Here is a 20,862-nt window from a genome sequence, read left to right on the forward strand (position 1 = left end):
CAGGCCGCACTCGGCGGCCTGCCGCGTCCGTGGGAGGGATTGCTTGTGAGGCGGGCGCGCACGTGGCTGCCCGGGCTTCTCCTCGTCACGCCGTCGATCATTCTGATCGGCGTCTTCGTGTACGGCATGCTCGGCTGGAACTTCCGGCTGGCCATGACGGACAAGCACGATGAGGTGTCCGAGGGCGAGTTCGTGGGGCTGCAGAACTTCATCGACATCTGGGACCAGGCCCGATGGCACCTGTCGGTCCAGCACGCGATCGTGTTCACGGTCGTGTTCGTGCTCGGGGCGCTGGTGCTCGGGTGGCTGCTGGCGTTCCTCATGGAGAAGGGCATCAGGGGCGAGGGGACGTTCCGGGCGATCTACCTGTTCCCGATGGCCATCTCGTTCGTCGCGACCGGGATCGTGTGGCGGTGGCTGATGAACTCGGGGACGGGCGAGCGGGCGGTCGGGCTCAACCGGCTGTTCGACGCGATCGGGTTGCCGCAGTGGCAGTGGTTCAGGGATCCGGACTGGGGCATGGCGGCGATGGCGCTGCCGGCCATCTGGCAGATGTCCGGATATGTCATGGCGTTGTTCCTGGCCGGTTTCCGCGGTGTGCCCGAGGAACTGCGCGAGGCCGCCCGCGTGGACGGCTGCAACGAGTGGGGCGTCTACCGGCACGTCGTGCTGCCCCTGCTCAGGCCGGTGACCCTGTCCGCGCTGATCATCCTGGGGCACATCTCGCTCAAGGTCTTCGACCTGATCGTCGCGGTGTCGGGCAAGCAGATCATCACCGACGTTCCCGCGGTGTTCATGTGGGTGGCGGTCTTCGACTCCCACGATCCCGCCAAGGGGGCCACGATCGCCTCCTACATCGTCCTCAGCGTGGCGATCTTCGTGATCCCGTACCTGATCTGGTCCGTGCGTAAGGAGAGGCGTCAATGACAGCGGTGAGGGCCGGGCGGAGGGGCACGGCGTTCGCCTGGACGCGGTTCGGCGTGCTGATCGCCTTCGTGGTGATCTTCCTGATCCCGATCTATGTCCTGCTGGTCACCAGCTTCAAGCCGCTCACGGAGGCGGACCCCAGCCAGGCCTGGAACCTGCCGCAGACGTGGACGACCGAGGCGTGGCGGGTCGCCTGGGAGAAACTCGCCCCAGGGTTGTGGAACAGCGTGCTGCTGGCCGTGCCCGGCTCGCTGCTGTCGTGCGCGCTGGGCTCCATGAACGGCTATGTGCTGTCCAAGTGGCGCTTCCCCGGCGCGGACCTGCTGTTCACCCTGTTCCTGTTCGGCATGTTCATCCCGTACCAGGGAGTGATGATCCCGCTGGTGCAGCTGCTCGTCGGGCTGAACGACCTGACCGGGCTGCAGGGCGTCTTCTACGGCGGCATCCCCGGGCTGGTGCTCGCCCACGTCGTCTACGGCATCCCGATCTGCACGCTGATCTTCCGCAACTACTACGTCACGATCCCCGACGAGCTCATCGAGGCGTCGCGGGTGGACGGCGCGGGCATGTTGCGGACGTACTGGTCGGTGGTGCTGCCGGTGTCGGCGCCCGCGATCGCGGTGGTCGTCATCTGGCAGTTCACCTCGCTCTGGAACGACTTCCTGTTCGCCGTGTTCCTGACCGGGCCGACGAGCTGGCCGGCGACCGTCATGCTGAACAACATCGCGGGCGCGCAGGCCACCCCGTACAGCCAGCAGATGGCGGCGGCCATCCTCTCGTCCATCCCGACGATGTTGATCTACATCCTGCTCGGCCGGTTCTTCATGCGCGGGCTCATGGCGGGCGCGCTCAAGGGGTAGCCACATGGGCCAGTGGCTCGCCGCGCACGTAGCGGGCCACGTCCGCGGCCACGATCGAGGCCGCCTTCATCGCCGTCTCCTTGCTGGCCCCGGCCAGGTGCGGGGTCATCACCAGGTTCGGCGCGGCGAGCAGGCGCGAGCCCGGCGGGATCGGCTCCTCGGGAAAGACGTCCATGGCGGCACCGAACAGGTGCCCGGACTCCAGCGCGTCGCACAGCGCGTCGTAGTCCAGCAGCGCGCCGCGCGCGCAGTTGACCAGGACCGAACCCTGCGGCATGGCGGCGATCTCGGCCGTGCCGATCATGCCGGTGGTCTCGGGGGTGGCGCGGGCGTGCAGGGAGACGAAACGGGAGCGTTCGAGCAGCTCGGGGAGCTTCACCTTGCCGGGCACGTCCACGTACGGGTCGTGGACCAGGACCTCCGCGCCGAAACCCGCCAGCATGCGGGCCACGCGGCTGCCGATGGCGCCGTACCCGATCAGGCCGGCCGTGCCGCCCTCCAGTTCGGGGCCCACGTTGTCGTAGGTGTAGTAGTCGCCCCGCCACACGCCGCCCGCCAGGTCGGCGTGCGTCCGCGGGATCCTGCGGGTGGCGGCGAGCAGCATGGCGAGCGTGTGCTCGGCGGTGGCCACGGCGTTGCGGCCCGGCGCGTACGTCACGGCCACGCCCGCCTGCGCGGCCGCCTCCAGATTGGCGTTCACCGGCCCGCCCCTGCTCACGCAGAACAGCCGCAGATCGGGGGAGGCGTCCAGGACGCGCTTGGTCAGCGGGGCCATCTGGGTCACGCAGACCTCGACGCCGCGCAGCGCCTCGATCAGCGCGTCCTCCACGTCGGATGCCTCCTCGACCTCGCCCACCCGGCCGAACGGCTCCACCGGCCACGGCAGCGTCAGCTCGCGGAAGTCCACCTCGGAGGGCACCTCCCGCCTGAGCGCGTCGATGAGCAGGCGGTTCTGGACGAAGTGGTCGCCTGCGGCAAGGACTCGGATGGTCAACGAACGGCTCCAATCGGGGAGTTGTACTGCAGCAGCGCCGGCCGTCCCGCGTTCAGCCGCAGCTCGGTCAGCGCGCAGTTGTCCAGACGGGGGAACAGCCGCCGGTATTCGCCGAGCGGCACCCCGATGAGGTGGCACAGGGCGAGCCTGAGAGCGGTGGTGTGCGCGACCACCAGCACGCGTCCGCCGTGGTGCGCGGCGGCGATGTCGTGCAGCGCGGCGACGAAACGCTCGGCGGCCTGACGCGGGTCCTCGCCTCCCGGCAGCGGGTGTGCTGCGGGGTCGGCCTCGAACGCGGCGCGGGCCTCGGGGAAGCGGGCCGCCATCTCTGCCGACGTCAGGCCCTCGCCCTGGCCGAAGTCCAGCTCGCGCAGCCTGGCGTCCACGCGCGTCGCCACCTTCGCCGCTGTGGCGCTCGCCTCGGCGGTGATGCGGGCCCGGCTCAGCGTCGAGGCCCACACGCCCTCAAGGCCCGCGGTCGCGGCCCATCCGGCGAGCCGGGCGGCCTGCTCGTGGCCGCGCGGGGTCAGCTCGATGTCGGTGAGCCCGGCGTAGCGGTTCTCGGCGTGCCAGACGGTCTCGCCGTGGCGCACGAGCACGAGCTCGGTCATCGGGCGGTCCTTTCACGGGCGTGTCGTGCGGCGGCCTCGCCGAGCCAGCCGCGGCGTTCCAGCTCGGCGACGAAACGCAGGTACGCCTCGCGCAGGTCGGCCCCTGATGGCTCGACCACGGCCCGCGTCCTGATCATCCGGCCGTGTTCCCCGGGAGACCCGCCATCGAGCCCACCCGTGGCGCTGCCGGCCGCGAGCACGGCCATGCCGAGCGCGGGTTCGGCGTTCTCCCGCAACGTCACCGGGCGGCCGAGGACGTCGGCCCTGAGCCGGGTCCAGTACGCGCTCCTGGTGGCGCCGCCGGTCAGGATGATCTCGCCGTCCGCGGGGGCGCCGAGCAGGTCGAGGTAGTCGAAGGAGAGCCGTTCGACGAGGGCCGCGCCGAGCAGGATCGCCGCGTAGCGGTCGACGTCGTCGGCCGGGTAGCCGAGCGTGAAGGACTCCGCGTCGGGCGCGGCGAAGGGAAACCGTTCCCCCCGGGAGACCAGCGGGTAGGTGATCGCCCTCGGCCATCCGGCAGAGAGACCCGGCGATCCCGGATCCGGGCCGAACCTGGCGGCGGCCTGGGCGCTGAGCGTGTCGAGGTCACGGCCGGGGAGGTCCCGGCTCAGCACGCCCGCTCCCGTGCTCGACGCCCCGCCGGGCAACCACGAGCCGTCCGGCGCGCGGTGCGAGTAGACGACGCCGAGCGGGTCGTGGATCAGCTCCTCCGTCACGCCCTTCAGCACCAGCGTGGTGCCCAGCACGGAGTTCCAGCTGCCGGCCTGCTGCGCCCCCGCGCCGAGCTGGGCCGCGCAGCCGTCCGTGGTCCCGGCGACCACCGGCGTGCCGGCCGGGATGCCGGTCTGCTCGGCGGCCTCAGGACACACCACACCCAGCCGGGCGCCCGGCCGTACGACCTCGGGGAGGATCTCCGCGGGCACCCCCAGCGCGTCGAGCACTTCGGCGGGCCAGCGCTCCTCGATCAGGTCGACGCCGGTCTTGAGCGCGTTGCTCAGGTCGGTGGCCACCTCGTGGCCGGTCAGCCGCCGGTTGACGAAGTCGCTCTGGTGCGCCGGCCGCGCCCCTTGCGGCGCGTCGCGCAGCAACCACAGCAGCTTCGGCAGCGCCCAGTTGGGCTGCATGCGCCGGTAGCCGAGCCGCTCCCACACGTGCCCGCCCACCTCGTTGACCCGCGCGACCTCGTCCGCCGCCCGCCGGTCGTCGTACATCAGCGCGGGCGTCAGCGCCCCGCCGCGGGCGTCGGCGAGCAGGATCGTTCCAGAGGTGGCGTCCACCGCCACTCCCGCCACCCGCCCCGGAGGCACGTCACGCAGCGCCTCGCGGGTGGCGCCGGCCAGCGCCCGCCACCACTCTTCGGGGTCCTGCTCGTGGCGGGGACCGTCACGGTGGCTGGTCAGCGGGCGCGCGGCGGCGCCGAGCACGTCGCCGCCGCCGGTGACGGCCATCGCCCGGACGCTCTGCGTCCCGAGGTCGACGCCGATCCACACGCTCATGTACAGCCCCTCATGTCGGCGAGCAGCGGCCACGTGCCTGCGCTGGCGCCCCGGAGGCTCAGGAAGTCGTCGAAGAGCCGGGTATAGCGGGCCTGGCGCCCGGGATCGGGCTCGACGGCGTCGCGCAGGCGTACGTGCTGGGCCGCCGCGTCGGCGACGGACGGCGCGGCGCCCGTGGCGGCCAGCCCCACCAGGTACGCGCCCCGCGCGCCCACCTCGGCGTCGGCCGGGCGGCGCACGGGCAGCCCGGTGACGTCGGCGATCATCGCCAGCCAGGTGGCGCTGGCCGAGCCGCCCCCGCTCGCGCGCAGCTCCGTCGGCGCGGTGCCGGTGGCGGCCAGGCAGTCGCGGATGACCATCGTGAGCCCTTCGAGCGCGGCCCTGGCGACGTGCTCGCGGCCGTGCTCGAACGACATGCCGTGCAGCGCGCCCCTCGCCAGTGGGTCGGAGAAGGGCGCCCGCTCCCCGGCGGGCGACAGGTAGGGCAGGAACGTCAGGCCGCCCGCGCCCGGCGGGCTCTGCCGGGCCAGCTCGCCCAGCTCGGCCGGGTCGTCCAGGCCCAGCAGGCGGCACGTCCACTGCACGACCTCCGTGCCGGCGAACGTGGGGAAGGCCCGCAGATAGCCGCCGGGCAGCGCGATCGTGATGCCGATCGGGTCGCCGTCCAGGTCGGGGGCTCCGACGATGACCTCGGTGCACAGCGTGGTGCCGAGGATGCCGCACGCCTGCCCCGGCGCCACCGCGCCCGCGCCCAGGGCCGTCGAGGCGATGTCGTAGGGGGCCATCACGACCGGCGTGCCGGTGGGCAGGCCGAGCGACGCGGCGGCGCCCGCCGTCAGCTCGGCGACCGGGCAGGAACGGATCTCGGGCAGCAGCCGCCCGGCCCATTCCATGCCGAACATGCCGAGAAGCTCGGCTGAATACGCCCGCGCACGCAGGTCCATGAACGGCGCGGACGCGTCGGACTCGTCGGCCACGAGCTTCCCGGTCATCCGGGAGAAGATCCAGCCGCCGCAGGTCAGGTTGGCGTGTGACCGGTCGAGCCGGCCGGGGTCGTTCGCGCGCAACCAGGTCAGGATGGCGTGCGGCAGCCCGGACGCGGCCGAGGAGCCGTTCAGGCGGAAGGCCGCCGCCGCGAGCCCCGAACGGGTCCAGGCGTCGACCGTGGCGGCGGCCCTGGCGTCGTTCCAGAGGATCGCCGGCCCGGTCGGCCGGCCGGTGGCGTCGACCAGCCAGCAGCCGTCGCCCTGCGCCGTCACCGCCACGAAGTCGACCCTGTCCACACCTGGGCCCGCACCCGGCCCCGCACCCGGCCCCGCACCTGCGCCGGCGCCCGGCTCGCCCATCCGGGCCGCGACCTCGCGGACCGTGTCGGCGACCGCGGCCCAGACGGCGTCCATGTCCTGCTCGGCGTGGCCGGGCGCCGGCCGGGAGACCGTGGTCTCCCGCCGGGCGACGTACGACTCCGCCCCCGAGGAGTCGTAGCCGACCGCCTTGATGACCGTGGTCCCCGCGTCCACGCAGATGATCGCCATCAGGCCCTGCCGTGTGAGGTCCTCGACCGGCGCGACACCGAGTCGACGACCACCGCAAGCAGCAGCACCACCCCGGTGACCACGAACCGGATCGAGGAGTCCAGGTTGAGCAGCGTCAGCCCGCTGGAGATGGACTGGATCACGATGACGCCGAGCAGCGCGCCGAACGCCGTGCCGCGCCCGCCGAACAGGCTCGTCCCGCCGATCACGGCCGCCGCGATGGCGTTGAGGTTGACGTCGCCGCCGCCGCTGCTCTGGTTGGCTGCCGCGAGCCTGGCGGCGGCCAGGATGCCGCCGACCGCGGCGAACGTCGAACAGAGCACGAACACGGAGGTGTAGATCGCTCTGACGTTGATGCCCGCGCGGCGCGCGGCCTCGACGTTGCCGCCGACGGCGTAGACGGCCCTGCCCCACTTCGTCCGCGACAGCAGGTAGTGCATGATCAGCACCAGCGCCACGAAGAAGACGAACATCCAGCCGACGCCGCGCGTCTGGCCGAGATACCAGACCACGAAGGCCAGCACCACGAGCAGCGCCGCGCTCCTGACGGCCAGGGCGGTGACGGTTCTCGCCGACAACCCGGCCTTGCGCCGCTGCTGGGCGTGGAGGAACCCGCTGGCGAACAACCACACGGCCGCGACCACCGCGAACGTGTACGACAACCAGGCAGGGACGAAGTCGAGCTGGGCGAAGTTCACCAGGCCCGAGTCGAATGGCAGGTTGATCGACCCCTTGGCGCCCAGCACGTACAGCTGCAGGCCCAGGAAGCCGAGCAGGCCGGCCAGTGTGATCACGAAGCTCGGCACCCCGAACCGGTTGAACAGCTGCCCGTACAACCAGCCGACGGCCGCGCCCATGAGCACCGAGGCGGCGATCGCGAGCCAGACAGGCAACCCCTCGCTCACGAACAGCACCGCGAGCACCGCGCCGGACAGCCCGCTGACCGACCCGACGGACAGGTCGATCTGCCCGACCAGCAGCACGCACACGACGCCCAGCGCGATGATGCCGACGGCGGCGGACTCCAGCGTGAGGTTCACCAGGTTCGCGCTGGACAGGAAGATCGGGTTGAGGACCTGCAGCACCGTCCAGATGACCACGAGCCCGACCACGACCGGGATGACGCCCAGGTCGCCGCCGCGAGCGCGCTCGATCACGTCGGTGACCGCGCCGGCCAGCCCCGCGCGATCCTGCAGGCGCTCGTCCTGCCTGTCAGCGGTCGTGGTCACTGTTTTCATGGCCTCACTTCGTTCGGCGGGCTCGGTCGCCCTATGCCGCCGCCTTCCCCTGCTCTGGTCGCTGCGCTCCGGGCGCTCCTCCAGGCGACGGCGCTCCTTCACGACGACGCTCCCTTGCCGGTTCGTCTGGAGACCGCGTTGTCGGTGGCGCCGGTAATGGCGGCGATGATGTCCTCGGTGGAGACGTCGGCCACGCCGAAGACTCCGTTGTTGCGGCCGAGCCGCAGCACCACCACGGTGTCGGCGACGGCTTTCACGTCCGCCATGTTGTGGCTGATCATGATGACGCCCAGGCCGTTCTCGCGCAGCCGCTCGACGAGGTTGAGCACCTCGGCCGTCTGCGCCACGCCCAGCGCGGCCGTGGGCTCGTCGAGGATGATCACCTTGGGGTCGCCGAGCAGTGACCTGGCGATGGCCACGGTCTGCCGCTGGCCGCCCGACAGGGCCGCGACCGGCACCCGCACGCTCGGGATCTTGGCGGAGAGCTGGCGCAGCAACTCCCACGAGCGGGTCTCCATGGCCACGTCGTCCAGCCGCAGCGGGCGGACCTCCTGGCCGAGGAACAGGTTCTGGATCACGTTGAGGTTCTCGCAGAGCGCCAGATCCTGGAAGACGGTGGCAATGCCGAGCTTGTGCGCGGCGGCCGGCGTGGGGATCTCGACGTCGCGGCCCTCGAAGGTGACCCTGCCCGAGTCGGGCGCGTGCACGCCCGCCAGGATCTTGACCAGGGTCGACTTGCCCGCGCCGTTGTCTCCCACGATCGCGACGACCTCGCCCGCGGCGACGTCGAGCTCGATGTCGGTGAGCGCGGCCACGGCGCCGAAGGTCTTGCTGATCCCGCGCAGCGACAGGACGGTCATCGGTGCTCTCCTACTTGATGCCGAGCTCGTCGCAGCCCTTGGCGTACGCGCCCGTGCAGATGTCGGCGGCCTTCATGATGCCGCTGTCGAAGAGCACTTCCTTGATGTTGTCCTTGGTGACCACCGTGGGGACGAACAGCTCGGACGGCGTGTCGTAGAGCGTGGCCTTGCCCGCGGGCTTCTCGCCCTGCATGAAGCCCCAGGCCACGTTCGCCGCGGCCTCGGCCACGATCTTGATGGGCTTGGAGATCGTGTTGTACTGGTCGCCCGCGATGACGCGCTGGGCGGCGGCGGGCTCGGCGTCGTTGCCGGTGACCGGCGGCACCTCCACGCCCGCCGCCTTGAACGCGGCGATGGCGCCGCCGCCGGTGCCGTCGTTGGCCGCGACCACGCCGGCGATCTGGCCCTTGTACTGCGTGATCTGGCCGCTCACCCAGGTCTGCGCCTTCTCGGGTTGCCAGTCGGGGGTGTCGTACTCAGCCAGCAGCTTGAAGCCGCTCGGGTCGACGGCGCTGTGGATGCCCTTCTTGATCAGGCCGGCCGCGGCGTCCGTGGGGGAGCCGTTGACCTGGAGGATGCCGCCCTCGGCCTGCTCCTCCTTGAGGTGGTCGACCAGGGACTGGGCGATCATCGAGCCGATCTTCTCGTTGTCGAACGAGATGTAGTAGTCGGCCGGCGTGGCCGGGATCGGCCGGTCGTAGGCGATGATCGGCACCTGCTGCGACTGGGCCGACTTGACGATGGTGGCCGCGGCGGCGGAGTCGACCGGGTCGATCACGATCGCCTTGACGCCCTGGGCGAGCGCGGAGTTGGCCTGTTGTTGCTGCTTGGCCGCGTCGGAGTCGGCGTTCTGGTAGATGACCTGGCAGCTCGGGCAGAGCTGCTTCATCTTGGCCTCGAACAACGGCTTGTCCTGCAGCTCGTAACGGGTCGAGGCGAGGTCGGGCATGAGGAAGGCGACCTTGGCGTTCTGCACGTCGCCGCCGGCAGCGGTGTCCCCGCCGGTCGAGCCGGAGTCTGAGCCGCACGCGGCCAGCACCGAGCTTGCGAGCACTGCCGCCACGGCGAACGCGGTGGTCCGCATCTGAGCTCTGTTCACGGGTTCGTTCCTCACTCGCTACGTCCTCGCGGACGGATCCAAACGCTCGCTGCCCCCGAGACATGGACATAGCCCCTCACCAGGGGCTTATCCTGTGGTGCGGCTCACGTTAGCGCGCGTTCAGAAACTTTGTCCAGCAAAGATGTTCAGAGTTGGCGTGCGGCGGCCACAATGCCCTCCGCCGTCGGGGCATCCGTGACGAGCTGGTTGAAGTAGCCGCCACGGGCGCCGGAGATGATCGAGAGCACCTTCTCCGCGCCGACGGCGACGGCGATGGTGGCCGGGATGCGGCGCAGCTCCTCCAGCCGCGCGGCGACCAGGCGTTCGCTGCCCGGGTAGGTCAGCGGGATGCCCTCCCTGTCGTAGACGCGCATGCAGACGTCGCCCACGGCCTGGCGCAGGGCCTCGGCGTCGCGCGGCATGAAAGCGGGCGTCATCTGCCGCATCAGCGGCGCCGAGCCGACTCCCACGAGGGCGCACTTGGCGTGCGCCCACAGGTCCATGACCCGGCGCACGGACGGCTCGTGCTGGAGTGAGTAGAACAGCTCGGGGCCCGGCAGGGCGGGCGCGTAGAGGTAGGCGGGCACGCCGCCGACGCGTTCGGCCAGGATGCGGGTGGTCTCGTTGGTCTGGAACCAGGGCTGGGGCTCCTCCTGGCCGCCCACGGCGGGCGCGATCGTGACGCCCGGATAGTGCCCGAGCCCTTCGCGGGCGCACTCGTAGACCGTGGTGCCCGACGAGACGAGCACGACGTCGCCCGACTCCAGCCCCACCCCGGCCAGCGCGCGCGCCACGCCGGGGGCCAGCCACGGGCCCAGCGCGGGGCCGCTGACCTTGGGCACGATGAAGACCTGCCCCAGGCCGAGCGCCCGCGCCACCTCAGCGGCCAGCGGGCCGTCCTCCATCGAGGCGGGCCGGTGCACCTTGATCTCCACGATGCCCTGCTTGCGGGCCTCCGTGAGCAGCCGGCTGACGGTCGCCCTGCTGACGCCCAGCCGTTTGGCGATGTCGCCCTGAGTGGCGTCCTCCATGTAGTACTGCTGCGCCGCCGTGTACATCAGCTCATGGGGGAATCGGGTCTGCGCCTCGGGTGCGACGTCGGCGGCATTCATGCGCGCGCTCCTGAATGACGTGTGTGAACACTTTTGCAGAACTGATGCGCAACGACTATACGTCAGCGGCGGCATCGCTCCGGGGAAACGCTAGCCGTTGACCAAGACGTCGCCGAGGGGCGGGCGCGTCACAGCGCCGCGACGCGCGGATCCGGGAAGCGGCTCTTCCGCAGGTGGCCGCCGAGGTGACCCGGTCCGAGGCGGGCCGGTCGGTGGGTGCGGGGCCGTGGTCAGGGGTGAGGGGCGGCGGGGATCTCACCGGAGCCGCGAGGGATGAGACGGACGGGGAGTTCGATGTGCTCGGACGGCCCCACGTCGCCCCGCAGGCGGCGGAACAGCAGCTCGGCCGCCACCCGCCCCATCCACGACGGGTCCTGAGCCACCACCGTCACCCCGGGTTGCAGCAGGTCGGCCAGCTCGAAGTCGTCGAACCCGACCAGCGCCAGCCGCTGCCCCGCAAGGGCGCGCAGCACGGTCACGGTGTAGCGGCCGTTGCCGGCGAACACCGCCGTCGGCGGATCGTCGAGGGCCAGCATGCCGGCCAGGTCGGCGCGTACGGCCTCCAGCGACGGCGGCCGCATCGCCACCAGCCGCTCGTCGTACAGGCCGCCGAGGGCCGCGCGGTAGCCCTGGAGGCGCTGGGCCGCCGTGAAGATGGCCGGGTCGTCGCCGAGGAAGGCGATCCGGCCGTGGCCGTGGCCCAGGAGGTGGCGGACCGCCTGCCCGGCTCCGCTGACGTTGTCGGCGAGCACGGTGTCGACGTCGAGTCCCGCGCCCGGCGGCCGGTCGGCGAACACCACGGGCGTCCCGGCCTCCAGCTCGCTGCGCAGGTACGTGTGGTCCTCGCCGGCGGGCACCACGATCAGCCCGTCGACCCGGCGCGCGCAGAACGTCTCGACCAGCTCACGCTCCCTGCCGGGCTGCTCGCCCGACGACCCGCTCAGCAGCAGGCAGCCGTGGTCGATGACGATCTCTTCCACGGCCCTGCTCAGGCCGGAGTAGAACGGGTCCGCGACGTCCTCGATGACCAGTCCGATCGTCGCGGTCCTGCCTCTGCGCAGCACTCTCGCGCTCTCGTTGCGGCTGTAGCCCAGCCGGTCGATGGCCGCCCGCACCCGCTCGGCCGTGGCGGGGTGCACGCCGGGTTCGCCGTTCACGACGCGCGAGACGGTCTTGAGCGCCACGCCCGCCGCCGAGGCGACGTCCTTCATCGTCGGTCTCACGCCAGGATCATGTCTCACCGACGAGGGGTCCGACAACGTTGTCAACCGGTTATGCGAGAGTAGTCGCCTATGTCGTTGCGATCTGTGGCGCTCGTCGCGGGGTTCGTGCTGGCCGCGCTCAACCTCCGTCCGGCGATCGCGGGGATCTCGCCGCTCCTCGACGAGATCATGGACGACGTCGGGCTCTCGCCTGCGGGCGGCGGCGCGATCACCACGGTCATGGTGGTCTGCCTGGGCGTTTTCGGGCCGGTGGTGCCGCTGCTCGCCCGGCGCATCGGGCTCGACCGCACGCTCCTCGCCGGCCTGCTCGTCATCGCGGCGGGCGTCTCGCTGCGCGGTCTCGACGGCGCGCCCATGCTCTACCTCGGCTCGGCCCTGGCGGCCACCGCGATCGCCGTCATGAACGTCGCCATGCCCGGCGTCGTCAAGCAACACTTCCCCTCCCGGCTCAACCTCATGACCGGCGTCTACGTCTCCTCCGTCGTCGCCGGCGCGGCCACCGCCTCGGCGCTGGTGATCCCGCTCGAACACGTCACAGGGTACGGCTGGCGCGGCGTCTCGGCGCTGCTGGCGGTGCCCGCGCTGCTCGCGGCCGTGCTCTGGCTCCCGCAGGCGCGGCGCGGACGCGCCGGGGGGCAGGAGGGCCCCCGGCCGATCGGCACGGTGCTGCGCAGCCCCGTGACGTGGTACGTCACCGCCCTGATGGGGCTGCAGTCGCTGACCTTCTACGTCATGCTGGCCTGGCTGCCGACGATCTTCCTGGAGGCCGGGGTGCCCGCCGACCAGGCCGGCTACCTGCTCAGCCTGACGAACCTCGTCCAGGTGGGCACCTCGCTCGCCGTTCCGGTGCTGGCCGGGCGGCGGAGCTCGCAGGTGCCGTACGTGGTGGGCGCGGGCGTGCTGACCGTGCTCGGGTATCTGGGGATGTTGCTGGCCCCGACGACACTGCCGTGGTTGTGGATGATCGTGCTCGGCGTCGGCCAGGGCGCCTCGTTCGTGCTGGCGCTGCTGATCATCGCCTTGCGCCCGGCGAACCCGGCCACGGTGACCGCGTTGTCGGCGGTGGCCCAGTCGGTCGGATATGGCGTCGCGGCGCTGGGACCGATGGTGTTCGGGCTGCTCAGGGAGGTCTCGGGCGGATGGTCGGTGCCGCTGATGGCCGGGCTAGGGGTGCTCGCGGTGCAGATCGTGGCGGGGTCGAAGGCCGGACGCCCTGCTACGTTGGGCAGGTAAGGCTTGCCTACGGATGTGCGGGGGTTCGCGGTGCTGACCGAGGTGCTCCAGCGGGTCGCCGACGCGCGTGGCGGGATCCTCGGCGTGGAGCCCCGCCTCGTCATCGAGCCCGACGAGAGCTGGACGCCCGCCGCCGAGCTGGTGCGGGAGCCGTACACCCTGCTCGCCGAGTTGGCCGACGAGACGGCCGCGCGCTGGAACGCGCCTCGGCACGTCGGCGCGGCGCTGTTCTGGAAGACCTACGGCTACTGGCACACCCTGCCGATGGTGCTCGGGTGGGCGCTGGACGGGAAGGTGCCGCTCATGCGGCTGCGTGACACCTACCTCAAGGTGTCCGCCGCCGGGGTGACCCTCGCGGCGACGCGAGTGAGCTGGGGCTCGGGCGCGGGCGCGATCGGTGAGGCGCTGGCCGAGTCTCAGGCGCCGCTGGTCAAGGCCCTCGGCTCCCTGGCCAAGGTGGGCGAGCGCACGCTGTGGGGGTCCACCGCCGAGGCCGTCGCCCATCCGCTGACCTCGATCGTCGAGGGCGACTACATGCGGTTGCTGAGGGAGGTCGGCCCGCCGGTCGACGGGCTGATCGAGCCCGCCGGCGACGGCTATTTCCGCAGGACCTGCTGCCTGTGGATCACCCTGCCCGACGTGGAGCCCTGCGGGAGTTGTTGCGTGCTCAGGCCACAGAACCGACCGGCTCGTCCAACGGCCTGAGCTCGTCGGCGTAGCTCACCGAGACGCGGCGCATGACGCCGCTCGACTCGATCGAGTACTGGCCGAGCCGCCACAGCGGCGGCGAGTAGGCGTGGATGGAGACGCTGTGGTCGACCGCGCCGGTGAGCCGGTGGATGTGGTCGGGCCCGAACGCGAACGACTGGCCCTCCGTCACCACGGTCTCCAGGTGCTGGCCGCCGATGCGCGGGTTGCACTCCAGCAGCGCGCCCCGCACCACGTGGACCGCCCCCGAGGAGATGTCGTGGTCGTGCCAGCCCGTGTCGTCCTCGGGACGCCAGCACAGCAGCCAGACGTCCACGTACGCGTCGCGGTAGAGCGAGGCGTAGTGCCTGCCGCCGTCGGCGGGGAAGTCGACCTGGCCGAGCCACTCCTCCGGGCGGGCGGCCAGGTCGTTCACCAGGTCGCGGAGCTCACGCCGGTCGAGAGCGCGCTCCGGGAGCCGGGTGCAAATGCCCTCGTCCTGAATCTGGTCGGTGCTCACGTACGAGACTCCTTTCTGCTGAGTAGGCGGCGGGGGTTGACGACCCGGATGGCGTGCGCGGCCGCGGCGCCGAGTCCGGGGTCGGGTGCGGTGGCATAGGGCGCGTCGGAACCGTTGACGACGACGTCGATGCCGAGCTCGCGGACGATCGCGTCGATCGCGCGCGGGCCGTAGGAGGAGGTCTCCACGTAGAAGCCGGGGTCGATCAGGCCGCGCCCGCCGCCGCCCCTGGCGATGAGGCGCTCGGAGTGCAGCGGCGCCAGCCCGGCCAGGAGGGCGAAGCAGACGCGCAGCCTCGGGTGCCGGGGCCTGACGACGGCGTGGAAGTGGTGCCATGCGGCGTGCATCTGCTGCACGTACGGCACCAGCGCGGGCCACCACGGCGGCGCGCCCTCGGAAGGGGCGGCCGGCCCGGGGTGCACGAACAGCGGCAGGTCCAGGCCGGTCAGCACCTCCAGCAGCCGGTCGTCGGGCACGGCCGTCGCCGGCATCTGCAGCCCGGCGAAGCCTCTGGCGAGATCTTTGGCCAGGCGGTCGGGGTCGACGTCGCGGTGGCAGGTGGCCGCCCACGCGCCGAAGGGCTCGCCCAGCGCCAGGGCGCCGTCGTGGTGGGCGTCGATCAGCGGCCAGCACTCCTCGGGCGGCAGGAACTCGACGCCGAGCGGGCTGGACAGCGACACCAGCGCCAGCTCCAGGCCGGTGGTGTCGCGGTGCTGGTGGTCGGCGGGGTCGACGTCGTAGGGCGGCTCGCCGTCGAGGAGCAGCGTCCAGCCGTCGAGGCGGGGCGGGGAGGTGCGAGCGCGCAGGGCGTCGACGAACGCACTGGTCCAGAGGTGCTGGTGCACGTCGATGCTCACGGGTCACTCCTTCCCCTATTTCCTACTCACAATACATGCAAAGCGTCTACGCAGCGAAATCCGCTACGTGAAACGGTTCAGTGATACGATTCAGTGAACCGCTTCACCTGACGCTTGTCAACTGCCCGCGCGCCGACCGCGGGCGGGTCACCGAGGACCGGGTCCCGCGGCTCGACACGCGGTGCGTCAGGATGGATGCTGAAGACATGTCCTCACCGTCGGATGACGGAGCCGACATGCCTGCGTCGGGAAATCAGCTTCTGTCGGTGGCACCCAATAGGCTGGCCTAATGCCTCGAAAGAGAGCGACGATCCGCGAGGTGGCTCAGGCGACGGGCCTGTCCCCCGCGGCCGTCTCTTACGCGCTGCGCGGCCTGCAGGTGTCCGAGGAGACGAAGGAGCGCGTGCGGGCCGCGGCGGCCGAGCTCGGCTACGAGGCCGATCCCATCGCCAGGGCGCTGGCCAGCGGCCGCACCGGCATGATCGGCCTGCTGTGCGGCTCGCTGGAGGACCTGTGGCAGCAGTCCCTGGCGGTCGGCATCAGCAGGGGGCTGCGCGAGAAGGATCGTTACTCGCTGATCCTCGACGCGTTCGGCGATCCCGCCAGGGAGCGGGCGGTGGCTCAGCAGCTCCGCGACCAGCGGGTCGACGGCATGATCGTGCAGCCGATCGACCCGGCGGCGGCGTTCTGGCCGGAGTTGTGCGAGTCGCTGCCGGTGATCGCGGTCGGCGACTCGATCGCGGGCACGGCCGGCGAGGTCGTCTTCGACAACCGGCGCGGCGTGACCTTGGCCCTCGAGCACCTGCGCGCCCTCGGCCACCACCGCATCGCCGTGCTCACGCCCACCCGGGCCAGCACGCCCGACCGCCCCGCCGACGTGCACGTGATGGCCGAGGCCGAGCGGCTGGGCCTGGACATCCAGGTCGCCACCTCGCCCCACGGCCTGGCCGACGCGACGGCGGTGGCCCACGACATCCTGGCGGCGAAAGAGCCGAGCGCCGTCTTCTGCTTCGCCGACTCGATCGCCTACGGCGTCTACGCGGCCGCTCAGGAGCTCGGGCTGTCGATCCCGGGCGACGTGTCGGTCATGGGCTACGACAACCATCCCATGTCGGGCCTGCTCACGCCCGGCCTGACGACGGTCGACTGGGGCATCGACGGCATCGTGCGGGCTGCGGTCCGGCTCATGGCCGCGGCGGCCGACGGTGGCACCCGGCGGCGGCACGTCGTGCAGGCGCCCGCGCTCAGGGAACGCGGCTCGGTCGCCCGGGCGTCCGCCCTCCGGTAACGCGTCACGCCAGGTGTCCCGGTGCCGAAAGGGCGAGGCGTGACTCCTCCAGGTCGTCGGTGAGTGGCCGGTCCGGGGGCGGAGCCTGGCGGGCCCTGAGAGCCGCGGTGCGCTCGCAGGCCAGGACGAGCGCCAAGGGCTCCAGGCAGCGCAGGGTGAGGCGGGCGGCCTGGGTGGCGAAGCTCGCGTGCTCCTCCGTGCCGAGCGAGATCACCGCCGTGCCCGTCGTCACCGGCACCGCGAGGTGGCGCAGCACGGCCATGGCGTCCTGGGCCACATATTCCAGGATCAGGGCCCCGGAGGAGCCACGTTGCCGGGCGAGGAACGGCAGGCGGCCGGTGTAGGCGGGGTCCATGAGCGCGGCCAGGCGGGCGGTGCTGAGCTGGGCGGTCTGCACGATCGCCGCCCGCAGCGCGTCGAGGGCCAGCGCCACCGGGGCCGCGTGGGAGTTGCCGTTGTGCCAGGCCAGGGTGCCGGAGATGAGCGGGTTCTCGGTCGCCGCGTTGAGGTCGATCTCGATCGTCGCGGTGGTCCGGTCGAGCGCGTCCACGGCCGCGCCGTGCACCTGGGCGAAGGCCCGGAATCCGTACGGGTCCTGGATGCGGGTGGCCAGCCCCTGGCTGAGCAGGGCCCGCAGGCGGGTGGCGACGACGGCCTGTCCGGGATGGGGGCGGGCCTCCTGGACGGCGGCGGCCAGCGGCTCCGCGGAGGCGTCGACGGCGGTGAACGACATCGCGGCGACGTCGACCGCCGCTTCGAGGAGCAGGCGCAGGCGGTGGCAGGCGATGGCGGCGTCGGCGAGCGTGGCGGCCCCCGAGCTGATGAACGGCAGCGCGTCGCTCGACGCCAGCGGGAAGCGGGGCTCCTCGGCCGGTGAGGCGCCGTCGTGGCGCCAGGGGTGCTCGCCCAGCAGGCACAGGGCGGTGATGGACAGGGCCGTCAGGTCGCCGGTGCCGATGGCGCCGTACGTCCTGATCGGCGGGGTGAAACCGGCGTTGACGGCGTGCGCCAGCACCGGGAGCACGGCCGGGTCGATGCCGGATCCGCCCGCGACGAACTGGTTGAGCCGGACGACGAGCATCGCCCTGGCCCGTGCGGGCGAGATCGGTGCGCCGGCGCCGCACGCGTGGCTGCGCAGCAGGTCGAGACCGGGGGCTTCCACAGTGACGGCCTTGTTGGCGCCGACTCCGGTGCTCCGTCCGTAGACGGGGCCCCGCAGCCCTTGGGCGGTGGCCCACGCGGCCCGGGCCCGATCGAGGGAGGAGATCGTGACCCGGGCCCCGTCGTACGCCGCCTCGTGCACCTGCGCGCACGTCAGGCCGGCACCGTCGAGCTCCATGGGGGACTCAGTCGTTGTCGGGGATGAACAGGCCGAGCAGCCAGCTCACCACGCTGACGATGATCGCGCCCCAGAACGCGGCCGGATAGAAGTTGTCGACGTGGAAGGGGATGTCGACCTGGTCGGCGATGAAGCTCGTCAACAGCAGCATGGCGGCGTTGATCACGAGCAGGAACAGGCCGAGCGTCAGCACGATGAGGGCGCACCCCAGCGTCTTGACGATGGGCTTGACGATCGCGTTGATGATGCCGAAGATCAGCGCCACGATCACCAGGACGCCCCAGTATTGCGCCGTGTTCGTCTCGAGATCGACGCCGATGCCCGGGACGAGCTGGATGGCGACCCACAGGGCCACCGCTGCCGCAAGGGTTCTGATGATGAATCTCACGCTGCTTGATCCTCCCACTTGGGAACGGCGCCGCGATAGAGGCGCGAGCACAACGATGCGCGGCGGTCACCGCCGGTGGTCGCCGGTTATGGCCCGTCCTGCTCGGGAAGGTGCGTGCAGGGGAGGTACGAGATGAACGCGAACGGGCTCGAGTCGTTGCCGGCCAACGAGTTGCACGATCGGGCGGTGCGTTATGCCGTACGCCATGGGGACCTGGGGTTTCTGTGGGACCTGTTGAAGGTGATCCCCGCCGCCGAAGCCGCCACCGGTCACCATGACGAGAGCGCCAACGACCTCAGCAGGGTCTCGGCGCTGCTCAGTGACGCCATCGCGTCGGGCGAGGGCGAGCTGGGGGAGGCGTTGCGTCCGATCTACCTGGAATATCTGCGTAAACACCCCGACGCCTAGCCCTCGCCCCGATTCAGCCCGCCAGCTGGGCCTGGCTGCCGCTGTACTGGGCGAAGCCGGGCGTGCTGACGTCCTGCCCGTCCCGCAGAATAAACATCGTCTGGTACGGCCCCGACTCCGCGAGCCGGGTGGCGAAGCGCCTGGCCAGGACGGGCCCCATGGCGTAGATGGCGGTGGCGTAGGCGTCCGCCATGCCGAGGTCGGGCCCGATCACCGTGACCGAGCCGAGCCCACGCTGCTCCTCGCCGGTGCGCGGGTTGACGATGGGCGCGCCGCCCGAGGTGGCGATGCCCAGGTCGTGGGCGAGGACGACCTTGCGGACCAGGTCCGTGCGCGGGTCTCGGATGCCGATCCGCCAGCGCTTGCCGGGGGCGGCCGAGCCGCGCAGCCTGATGTCTCCGCCCGCGTTGATGCGGTGGTCGCCGGCGCCCGCGTTGACCAGCGCGCGCGACAGGCGTTCGAGCGCCCAGCCCTTGATGTAGCCGGACGGGTCGGTCACGCCGTTGATGCGGGCCTCGAACCAGCCGTCCGTGAGCCGGTTGAGCTCGTCGCAGCGGTGCAGGACCTCGATGAGTTCGGGGATCTGCTTGATGGTCTGGCCGCGGTTGAGCCGGCCGATCTGGCTGTCTTCCTTGACCGGGCTGAAGGTGTCATCCACCCACCTGAGCCAGGCGAAAGCGTCGTCCAGCAGAGGGGTCAGCTCGCGTGCCGGGAGCGCCGTGCGGATGTCCACGCTGACGGGCCTACCCATGACCATCTCGACACGGGCGGTTCCGGGGAAAGTCGTCACCTTGCCTCCTTGTCCGTCACCCACCGTCTCAGATGACGCGTAACGTCGGCCTAAACCTTATGTCCGTTTTCGAAACGGATCTGTGATCTGGGAACGGCGAGGCGTGACAACGCGCCGCTGACGTACCGCTTGAACGGGCGCGGACCGGCCACCACCACCTGGCGCTCGGCGATGTCGGGGATCTCGCGGCTCAGCCCGGAGGCGCTCAGGCGCTCCTTGACCCTCGGGTCGTGTTCCCGGCCGACGACGAGGACGAGACCGTACCTGGCTTCCAGATCGCGCAGCTCATCGGTGGCGCGCTCGGTCCGGTAGACGGCCACGGTGTTGGCGGCCCTCGCCAGGCGGGCGCGCAGGGAGCGCGGATCGACGCCGGTGGCGATCAGCAGGACCGGCCTGCTCTCCGGCGGGACGCGGTGGCTCAGGACCGCCATGACGGCTGCCAGCGCATACAGGAGCAGGCAGGCCACGCGGCCGGGCTCCGTCGCCTGGGGCGCCGCGCCGACGTGGTACGCCACCAGCAGCGTTCCGGTCAGGTAGCCGCCGAGCCGCAGCCGCTGCCTGGCCTCCTCCGTGCGCAGGTGGCCGGCGGCCTTGACGCTGAGCAGGCCGACCCCGGCGAGCAGTGCCGCGGTGAGGTAGGAGGTGGGGCTCCACGGATGGCCGAGACCCGGTTGGATCGCGCCGAACTCGGCTACCGCGACACCGCACCAGAAGAGGACGGGACCTTGGTTCGCATTCGCCTCGCTAGCCATGTCCATCACGGTGCTGAACGAAGATGAAAGGTTTCTGAGCACAGCTGAGGAATCAGCTAAATGGGCCGCCGCCACGCCCCTGGACCGGCCGCTGCGCGGGGTGGCTAAGGTCGGGAACATGGCAAATGTGCATGTGGAGCGGACGGATGACGGCGGATTCCGGGCCACGAACGCCCGCGGCGCCGAGGTGCGGATCGGCGGTGGCGACGAGGACGGCGTGTTCACTCCGGTCGAGCTGCTGCTGGCGGCGGTGGGCGGGTGCAACATCGTGACCGTCGAGCCGCTCACGGCCCAGCGGAACAAGCGGCTCGTACGCCTGGAGATGACCGTGCAGGCGGAGAAGGTCGAGAAGAGCAAGCTGGGCCCCGTGACGGTCACCTATGACGTGGAGCTGCCGTCGGAGGACGCCCGCGCCGTTTTCGAGGCGGTGGCCGAGCGGGTGCACGAGAAGTACTGCACGGTGAGCAGGTCACTTCAGGAAGGTACGGAGGTTCGGTTGGAACTTCCGTAGGTGGGATTAAACAGATATTCGACCCCGTTATGACGCGACCGTTGCATTCGCCTCGGTAGCGTTGTAGCAGGTCGAGAGGCCAATAGACCTTCACCGGAGCGGACGCGGAGGGGGACCGCGGTTCGCGAGTGCGG

The 20,862-nt window shown here is 71.4% G+C and carries 22 protein-coding genes; 7 read left to right on the forward strand and 15 right to left on the reverse strand.

Annotated elements, in window-relative coordinates:
- Positions 1 to 45 precede the first annotated feature (45 nt).
- Both E1294_RS00540 and E1294_RS00545 read left to right on the forward strand, forming a co-directional pair.
- Positions 46 to 927 carry a carbohydrate ABC transporter permease gene (locus E1294_RS00540; RefSeq protein WP_181958438.1) on the forward strand — a complete coding sequence of 294 codons (882 nt, stop codon included), beginning with the start codon at positions 46 to 48 and terminating at the stop codon, positions 925 to 927.
- Positions 924 to 1,787 carry a carbohydrate ABC transporter permease gene (locus E1294_RS00545; RefSeq protein WP_132503610.1) on the forward strand — a complete coding sequence of 288 codons (864 nt, stop codon included), beginning with the start codon at positions 924 to 926 and terminating at the stop codon, positions 1,785 to 1,787. The genes E1294_RS00540 and E1294_RS00545 overlap by 4 nt, the downstream gene beginning before the upstream one ends.
- Here E1294_RS00545 and E1294_RS00550 read toward each other — a convergent pair.
- The 9 genes from E1294_RS00550 to E1294_RS00590 form a co-directional block, all read right to left on the reverse strand.
- Positions 1,777 to 2,781 carry a 2-hydroxyacid dehydrogenase gene (locus E1294_RS00550; protein ID WP_132503611.1) on the reverse strand — a complete coding sequence of 335 codons (1,005 nt, stop codon included), beginning with the start codon at positions 2,779 to 2,781 and terminating at the stop codon, positions 1,777 to 1,779. The genes E1294_RS00545 and E1294_RS00550 overlap by 11 nt on opposite strands.
- Entirely contained in the window at positions 2,778 to 3,392 is a 615-nt protein-coding gene (locus E1294_RS00555) for a histidine phosphatase family protein (protein ID WP_132503612.1), read from the reverse strand. The genes E1294_RS00550 and E1294_RS00555 overlap by 4 nt, the downstream gene beginning before the upstream one ends.
- Complete coding sequence (locus E1294_RS00560; RefSeq protein ID WP_132503613.1) at positions 3,389 to 4,888, reverse strand: FGGY-family carbohydrate kinase; 1,500 nt, start codon at positions 4,886 to 4,888, stop codon at positions 3,389 to 3,391. Before E1294_RS00560 ends, E1294_RS00555 begins: the two co-directional genes overlap by 4 nt.
- On the reverse strand, positions 4,885 to 6,423 hold the full coding sequence (locus tag E1294_RS00565; RefSeq protein ID WP_132503614.1) for an FGGY-family carbohydrate kinase: 1,539 nt from the start codon (positions 6,421 to 6,423) through the stop codon (positions 4,885 to 4,887). Before E1294_RS00565 ends, E1294_RS00560 begins: the two co-directional genes overlap by 4 nt.
- Positions 6,423 to 7,661, reverse strand: a complete 1,239-nt coding sequence (locus E1294_RS00570) for a sugar ABC transporter permease (RefSeq protein WP_132503615.1) — start codon at positions 7,659 to 7,661, stop codon at positions 6,423 to 6,425. The genes E1294_RS00565 and E1294_RS00570 overlap by 1 nt, the downstream gene beginning before the upstream one ends.
- A gap of 98 nt (positions 7,662 to 7,759) precedes the next feature.
- Positions 7,760 to 8,521, reverse strand: coding sequence for an ATP-binding cassette domain-containing protein (locus tag E1294_RS00575; RefSeq protein WP_132503616.1), 762 nt, complete (start codon positions 8,519 to 8,521; stop codon positions 7,760 to 7,762).
- A 10-nt stretch (positions 8,522 to 8,531) separates the two neighbouring features.
- On the reverse strand, positions 8,532 to 9,620 hold the full coding sequence (locus E1294_RS00580; protein ID WP_220447485.1) for an ABC transporter substrate-binding protein: 1,089 nt from the start codon (positions 9,618 to 9,620) through the stop codon (positions 8,532 to 8,534).
- A 146-nt stretch (positions 9,621 to 9,766) separates the two neighbouring features.
- Entirely contained in the window at positions 9,767 to 10,732 is a 966-nt protein-coding gene (locus E1294_RS00585; RefSeq protein WP_132503617.1) for a sugar-binding transcriptional regulator, read from the reverse strand.
- A 230-nt stretch (positions 10,733 to 10,962) separates the two neighbouring features.
- Positions 10,963 to 11,955 carry a LacI family DNA-binding transcriptional regulator gene (locus E1294_RS00590; protein WP_425465186.1) on the reverse strand — a complete coding sequence of 331 codons (993 nt, stop codon included), beginning with the start codon at positions 11,953 to 11,955 and terminating at the stop codon, positions 10,963 to 10,965.
- 69 nt (positions 11,956 to 12,024) lie between these two features.
- Between E1294_RS00590 and E1294_RS00595 the strand changes: the two genes are divergently transcribed.
- Positions 12,025 to 13,188, forward strand: a complete 1,164-nt coding sequence (locus tag E1294_RS00595) for a CynX/NimT family MFS transporter (protein WP_165977012.1) — start codon at positions 12,025 to 12,027, stop codon at positions 13,186 to 13,188.
- Between the two features lie 15 nt (positions 13,189 to 13,203).
- Positions 13,204 to 13,893 carry a hypothetical protein gene (locus E1294_RS00600; protein ID WP_132503618.1) on the forward strand — a complete coding sequence of 230 codons (690 nt, stop codon included), beginning with the start codon at positions 13,204 to 13,206 and terminating at the stop codon, positions 13,891 to 13,893.
- Here E1294_RS00600 and E1294_RS00605 read toward each other — a convergent pair.
- Entirely contained in the window at positions 13,856 to 14,395 is a 540-nt protein-coding gene (locus E1294_RS00605) for a cysteine dioxygenase (RefSeq protein ID WP_132503619.1), read from the reverse strand. The genes E1294_RS00600 and E1294_RS00605 overlap by 38 nt on opposite strands.
- Positions 14,392 to 15,252, reverse strand: a complete 861-nt coding sequence (locus E1294_RS00610; RefSeq protein ID WP_132503620.1) for an amidohydrolase family protein — start codon at positions 15,250 to 15,252, stop codon at positions 14,392 to 14,394. The genes E1294_RS00605 and E1294_RS00610 overlap by 4 nt, the downstream gene beginning before the upstream one ends.
- A 289-nt stretch (positions 15,253 to 15,541) precedes the next feature.
- On the opposite strand from E1294_RS00610, the gene E1294_RS00615 reads away from it, so the two are divergent.
- Complete coding sequence (locus tag E1294_RS00615; RefSeq protein WP_132503621.1) at positions 15,542 to 16,540, forward strand: LacI family DNA-binding transcriptional regulator; 999 nt, start codon at positions 15,542 to 15,544, stop codon at positions 16,538 to 16,540.
- A gap of 4 nt (positions 16,541 to 16,544) precedes the next feature.
- Here the strand turns inward: E1294_RS00615 and E1294_RS00620 are convergent, their stop codons facing one another.
- Entirely contained in the window at positions 16,545 to 17,879 is a 1,335-nt protein-coding gene (locus E1294_RS00620) for an aromatic amino acid ammonia-lyase (RefSeq protein WP_132503622.1), read from the reverse strand.
- A gap of 7 nt (positions 17,880 to 17,886) precedes the next feature.
- Positions 17,887 to 18,267 (reverse strand): phage holin family protein, encoded by a 381-nt coding sequence (locus E1294_RS00625; protein ID WP_132503623.1) that lies wholly within the window; start codon positions 18,265 to 18,267, stop codon positions 17,887 to 17,889.
- A 132-nt stretch (positions 18,268 to 18,399) separates the two neighbouring features.
- Here E1294_RS00625 and E1294_RS00630 point away from each other — a divergent pair, with 132 nt between their 5' ends.
- Entirely contained in the window at positions 18,400 to 18,675 is a 276-nt protein-coding gene (locus E1294_RS00630; RefSeq protein ID WP_132503624.1) for a hypothetical protein, read from the forward strand.
- A gap of 13 nt (positions 18,676 to 18,688) precedes the next feature.
- Here E1294_RS00630 and E1294_RS00635 read toward each other — a convergent pair whose 3' ends face one another.
- Positions 18,689 to 19,465: an FAD:protein FMN transferase gene (locus E1294_RS00635; RefSeq protein WP_132503625.1), complete on the reverse strand. Its 777-nt coding sequence runs from the start codon at positions 19,463 to 19,465 to the stop codon at positions 18,689 to 18,691.
- A 50-nt stretch (positions 19,466 to 19,515) separates the two neighbouring features.
- Positions 19,516 to 20,217 (reverse strand): ferredoxin reductase domain-containing protein, encoded by a 702-nt coding sequence (locus E1294_RS00640; RefSeq protein WP_132503626.1) that lies wholly within the window; start codon positions 20,215 to 20,217, stop codon positions 19,516 to 19,518.
- A gap of 118 nt (positions 20,218 to 20,335) precedes the next feature.
- On the opposite strand from E1294_RS00640, the gene E1294_RS00645 reads away from it, so the two are divergent.
- Complete coding sequence (locus tag E1294_RS00645) at positions 20,336 to 20,728, forward strand: OsmC family protein (protein ID WP_132503627.1); 393 nt, start codon at positions 20,336 to 20,338, stop codon at positions 20,726 to 20,728.
- Positions 20,729 to 20,862: the final 134 nt, after the last annotated feature.

Source organism: Nonomuraea diastatica, from assembly GCF_004349015.1.
GTDB classification, from domain to species: Bacteria; Actinomycetota; Actinomycetes; order Streptosporangiales; family Streptosporangiaceae; genus Nonomuraea; species Nonomuraea diastatica.

Excerpts from the sequence above, each read along its gene's own strand:
- E1294_RS00565 (WP_132503614.1), bottom strand. The coding sequence starts at position 6,423 with ATGGCGATCATCTGCGTGGACGCGGGGACCACGGTCATCAAGGCGGTC.
- E1294_RS00640 (WP_132503626.1), bottom strand. The coding sequence starts at position 20,217 with ATGGCTAGCGAGGCGAATGCGAACCAAGGTCCCGTCCTCTTCTGGTGC.
- E1294_RS00555 (WP_132503612.1), bottom strand. The coding sequence starts at position 3,392 with ATGACCGAGCTCGTGCTCGTGCGCCACGGCGAGACCGTCTGGCACGCC.
- E1294_RS00575 (WP_132503616.1), bottom strand. The coding sequence starts at position 8,521 with ATGACCGTCCTGTCGCTGCGCGGGATCAGCAAGACCTTCGGCGCCGTG.
- E1294_RS00585 (WP_132503617.1), bottom strand. The coding sequence starts at position 10,732 with ATGAATGCCGCCGACGTCGCACCCGAGGCGCAGACCCGATTCCCCCAT.
- E1294_RS00620 (WP_132503622.1), bottom strand. The coding sequence starts at position 17,879 with ATGGAGCTCGACGGTGCCGGCCTGACGTGCGCGCAGGTGCACGAGGCG.
- E1294_RS00630 (WP_132503624.1), top strand. The coding sequence starts at position 18,400 with ATGAACGCGAACGGGCTCGAGTCGTTGCCGGCCAACGAGTTGCACGAT.
- E1294_RS00645 (WP_132503627.1), top strand. The coding sequence starts at position 20,336 with ATGGCAAATGTGCATGTGGAGCGGACGGATGACGGCGGATTCCGGGCC.
- E1294_RS00595 (WP_165977012.1), top strand. The coding sequence starts at position 12,025 with ATGTCGTTGCGATCTGTGGCGCTCGTCGCGGGGTTCGTGCTGGCCGCG.
- E1294_RS00545 (WP_132503610.1), top strand. The coding sequence starts at position 924 with ATGACAGCGGTGAGGGCCGGGCGGAGGGGCACGGCGTTCGCCTGGACG.
- E1294_RS00560 (WP_132503613.1), bottom strand. The coding sequence starts at position 4,888 with ATGAGCGTGTGGATCGGCGTCGACCTCGGGACGCAGAGCGTCCGGGCG.
- E1294_RS00570 (WP_132503615.1), bottom strand. The coding sequence starts at position 7,661 with ATGAAAACAGTGACCACGACCGCTGACAGGCAGGACGAGCGCCTGCAG.
- E1294_RS00615 (WP_132503621.1), top strand. The coding sequence starts at position 15,542 with ATGCCTCGAAAGAGAGCGACGATCCGCGAGGTGGCTCAGGCGACGGGC.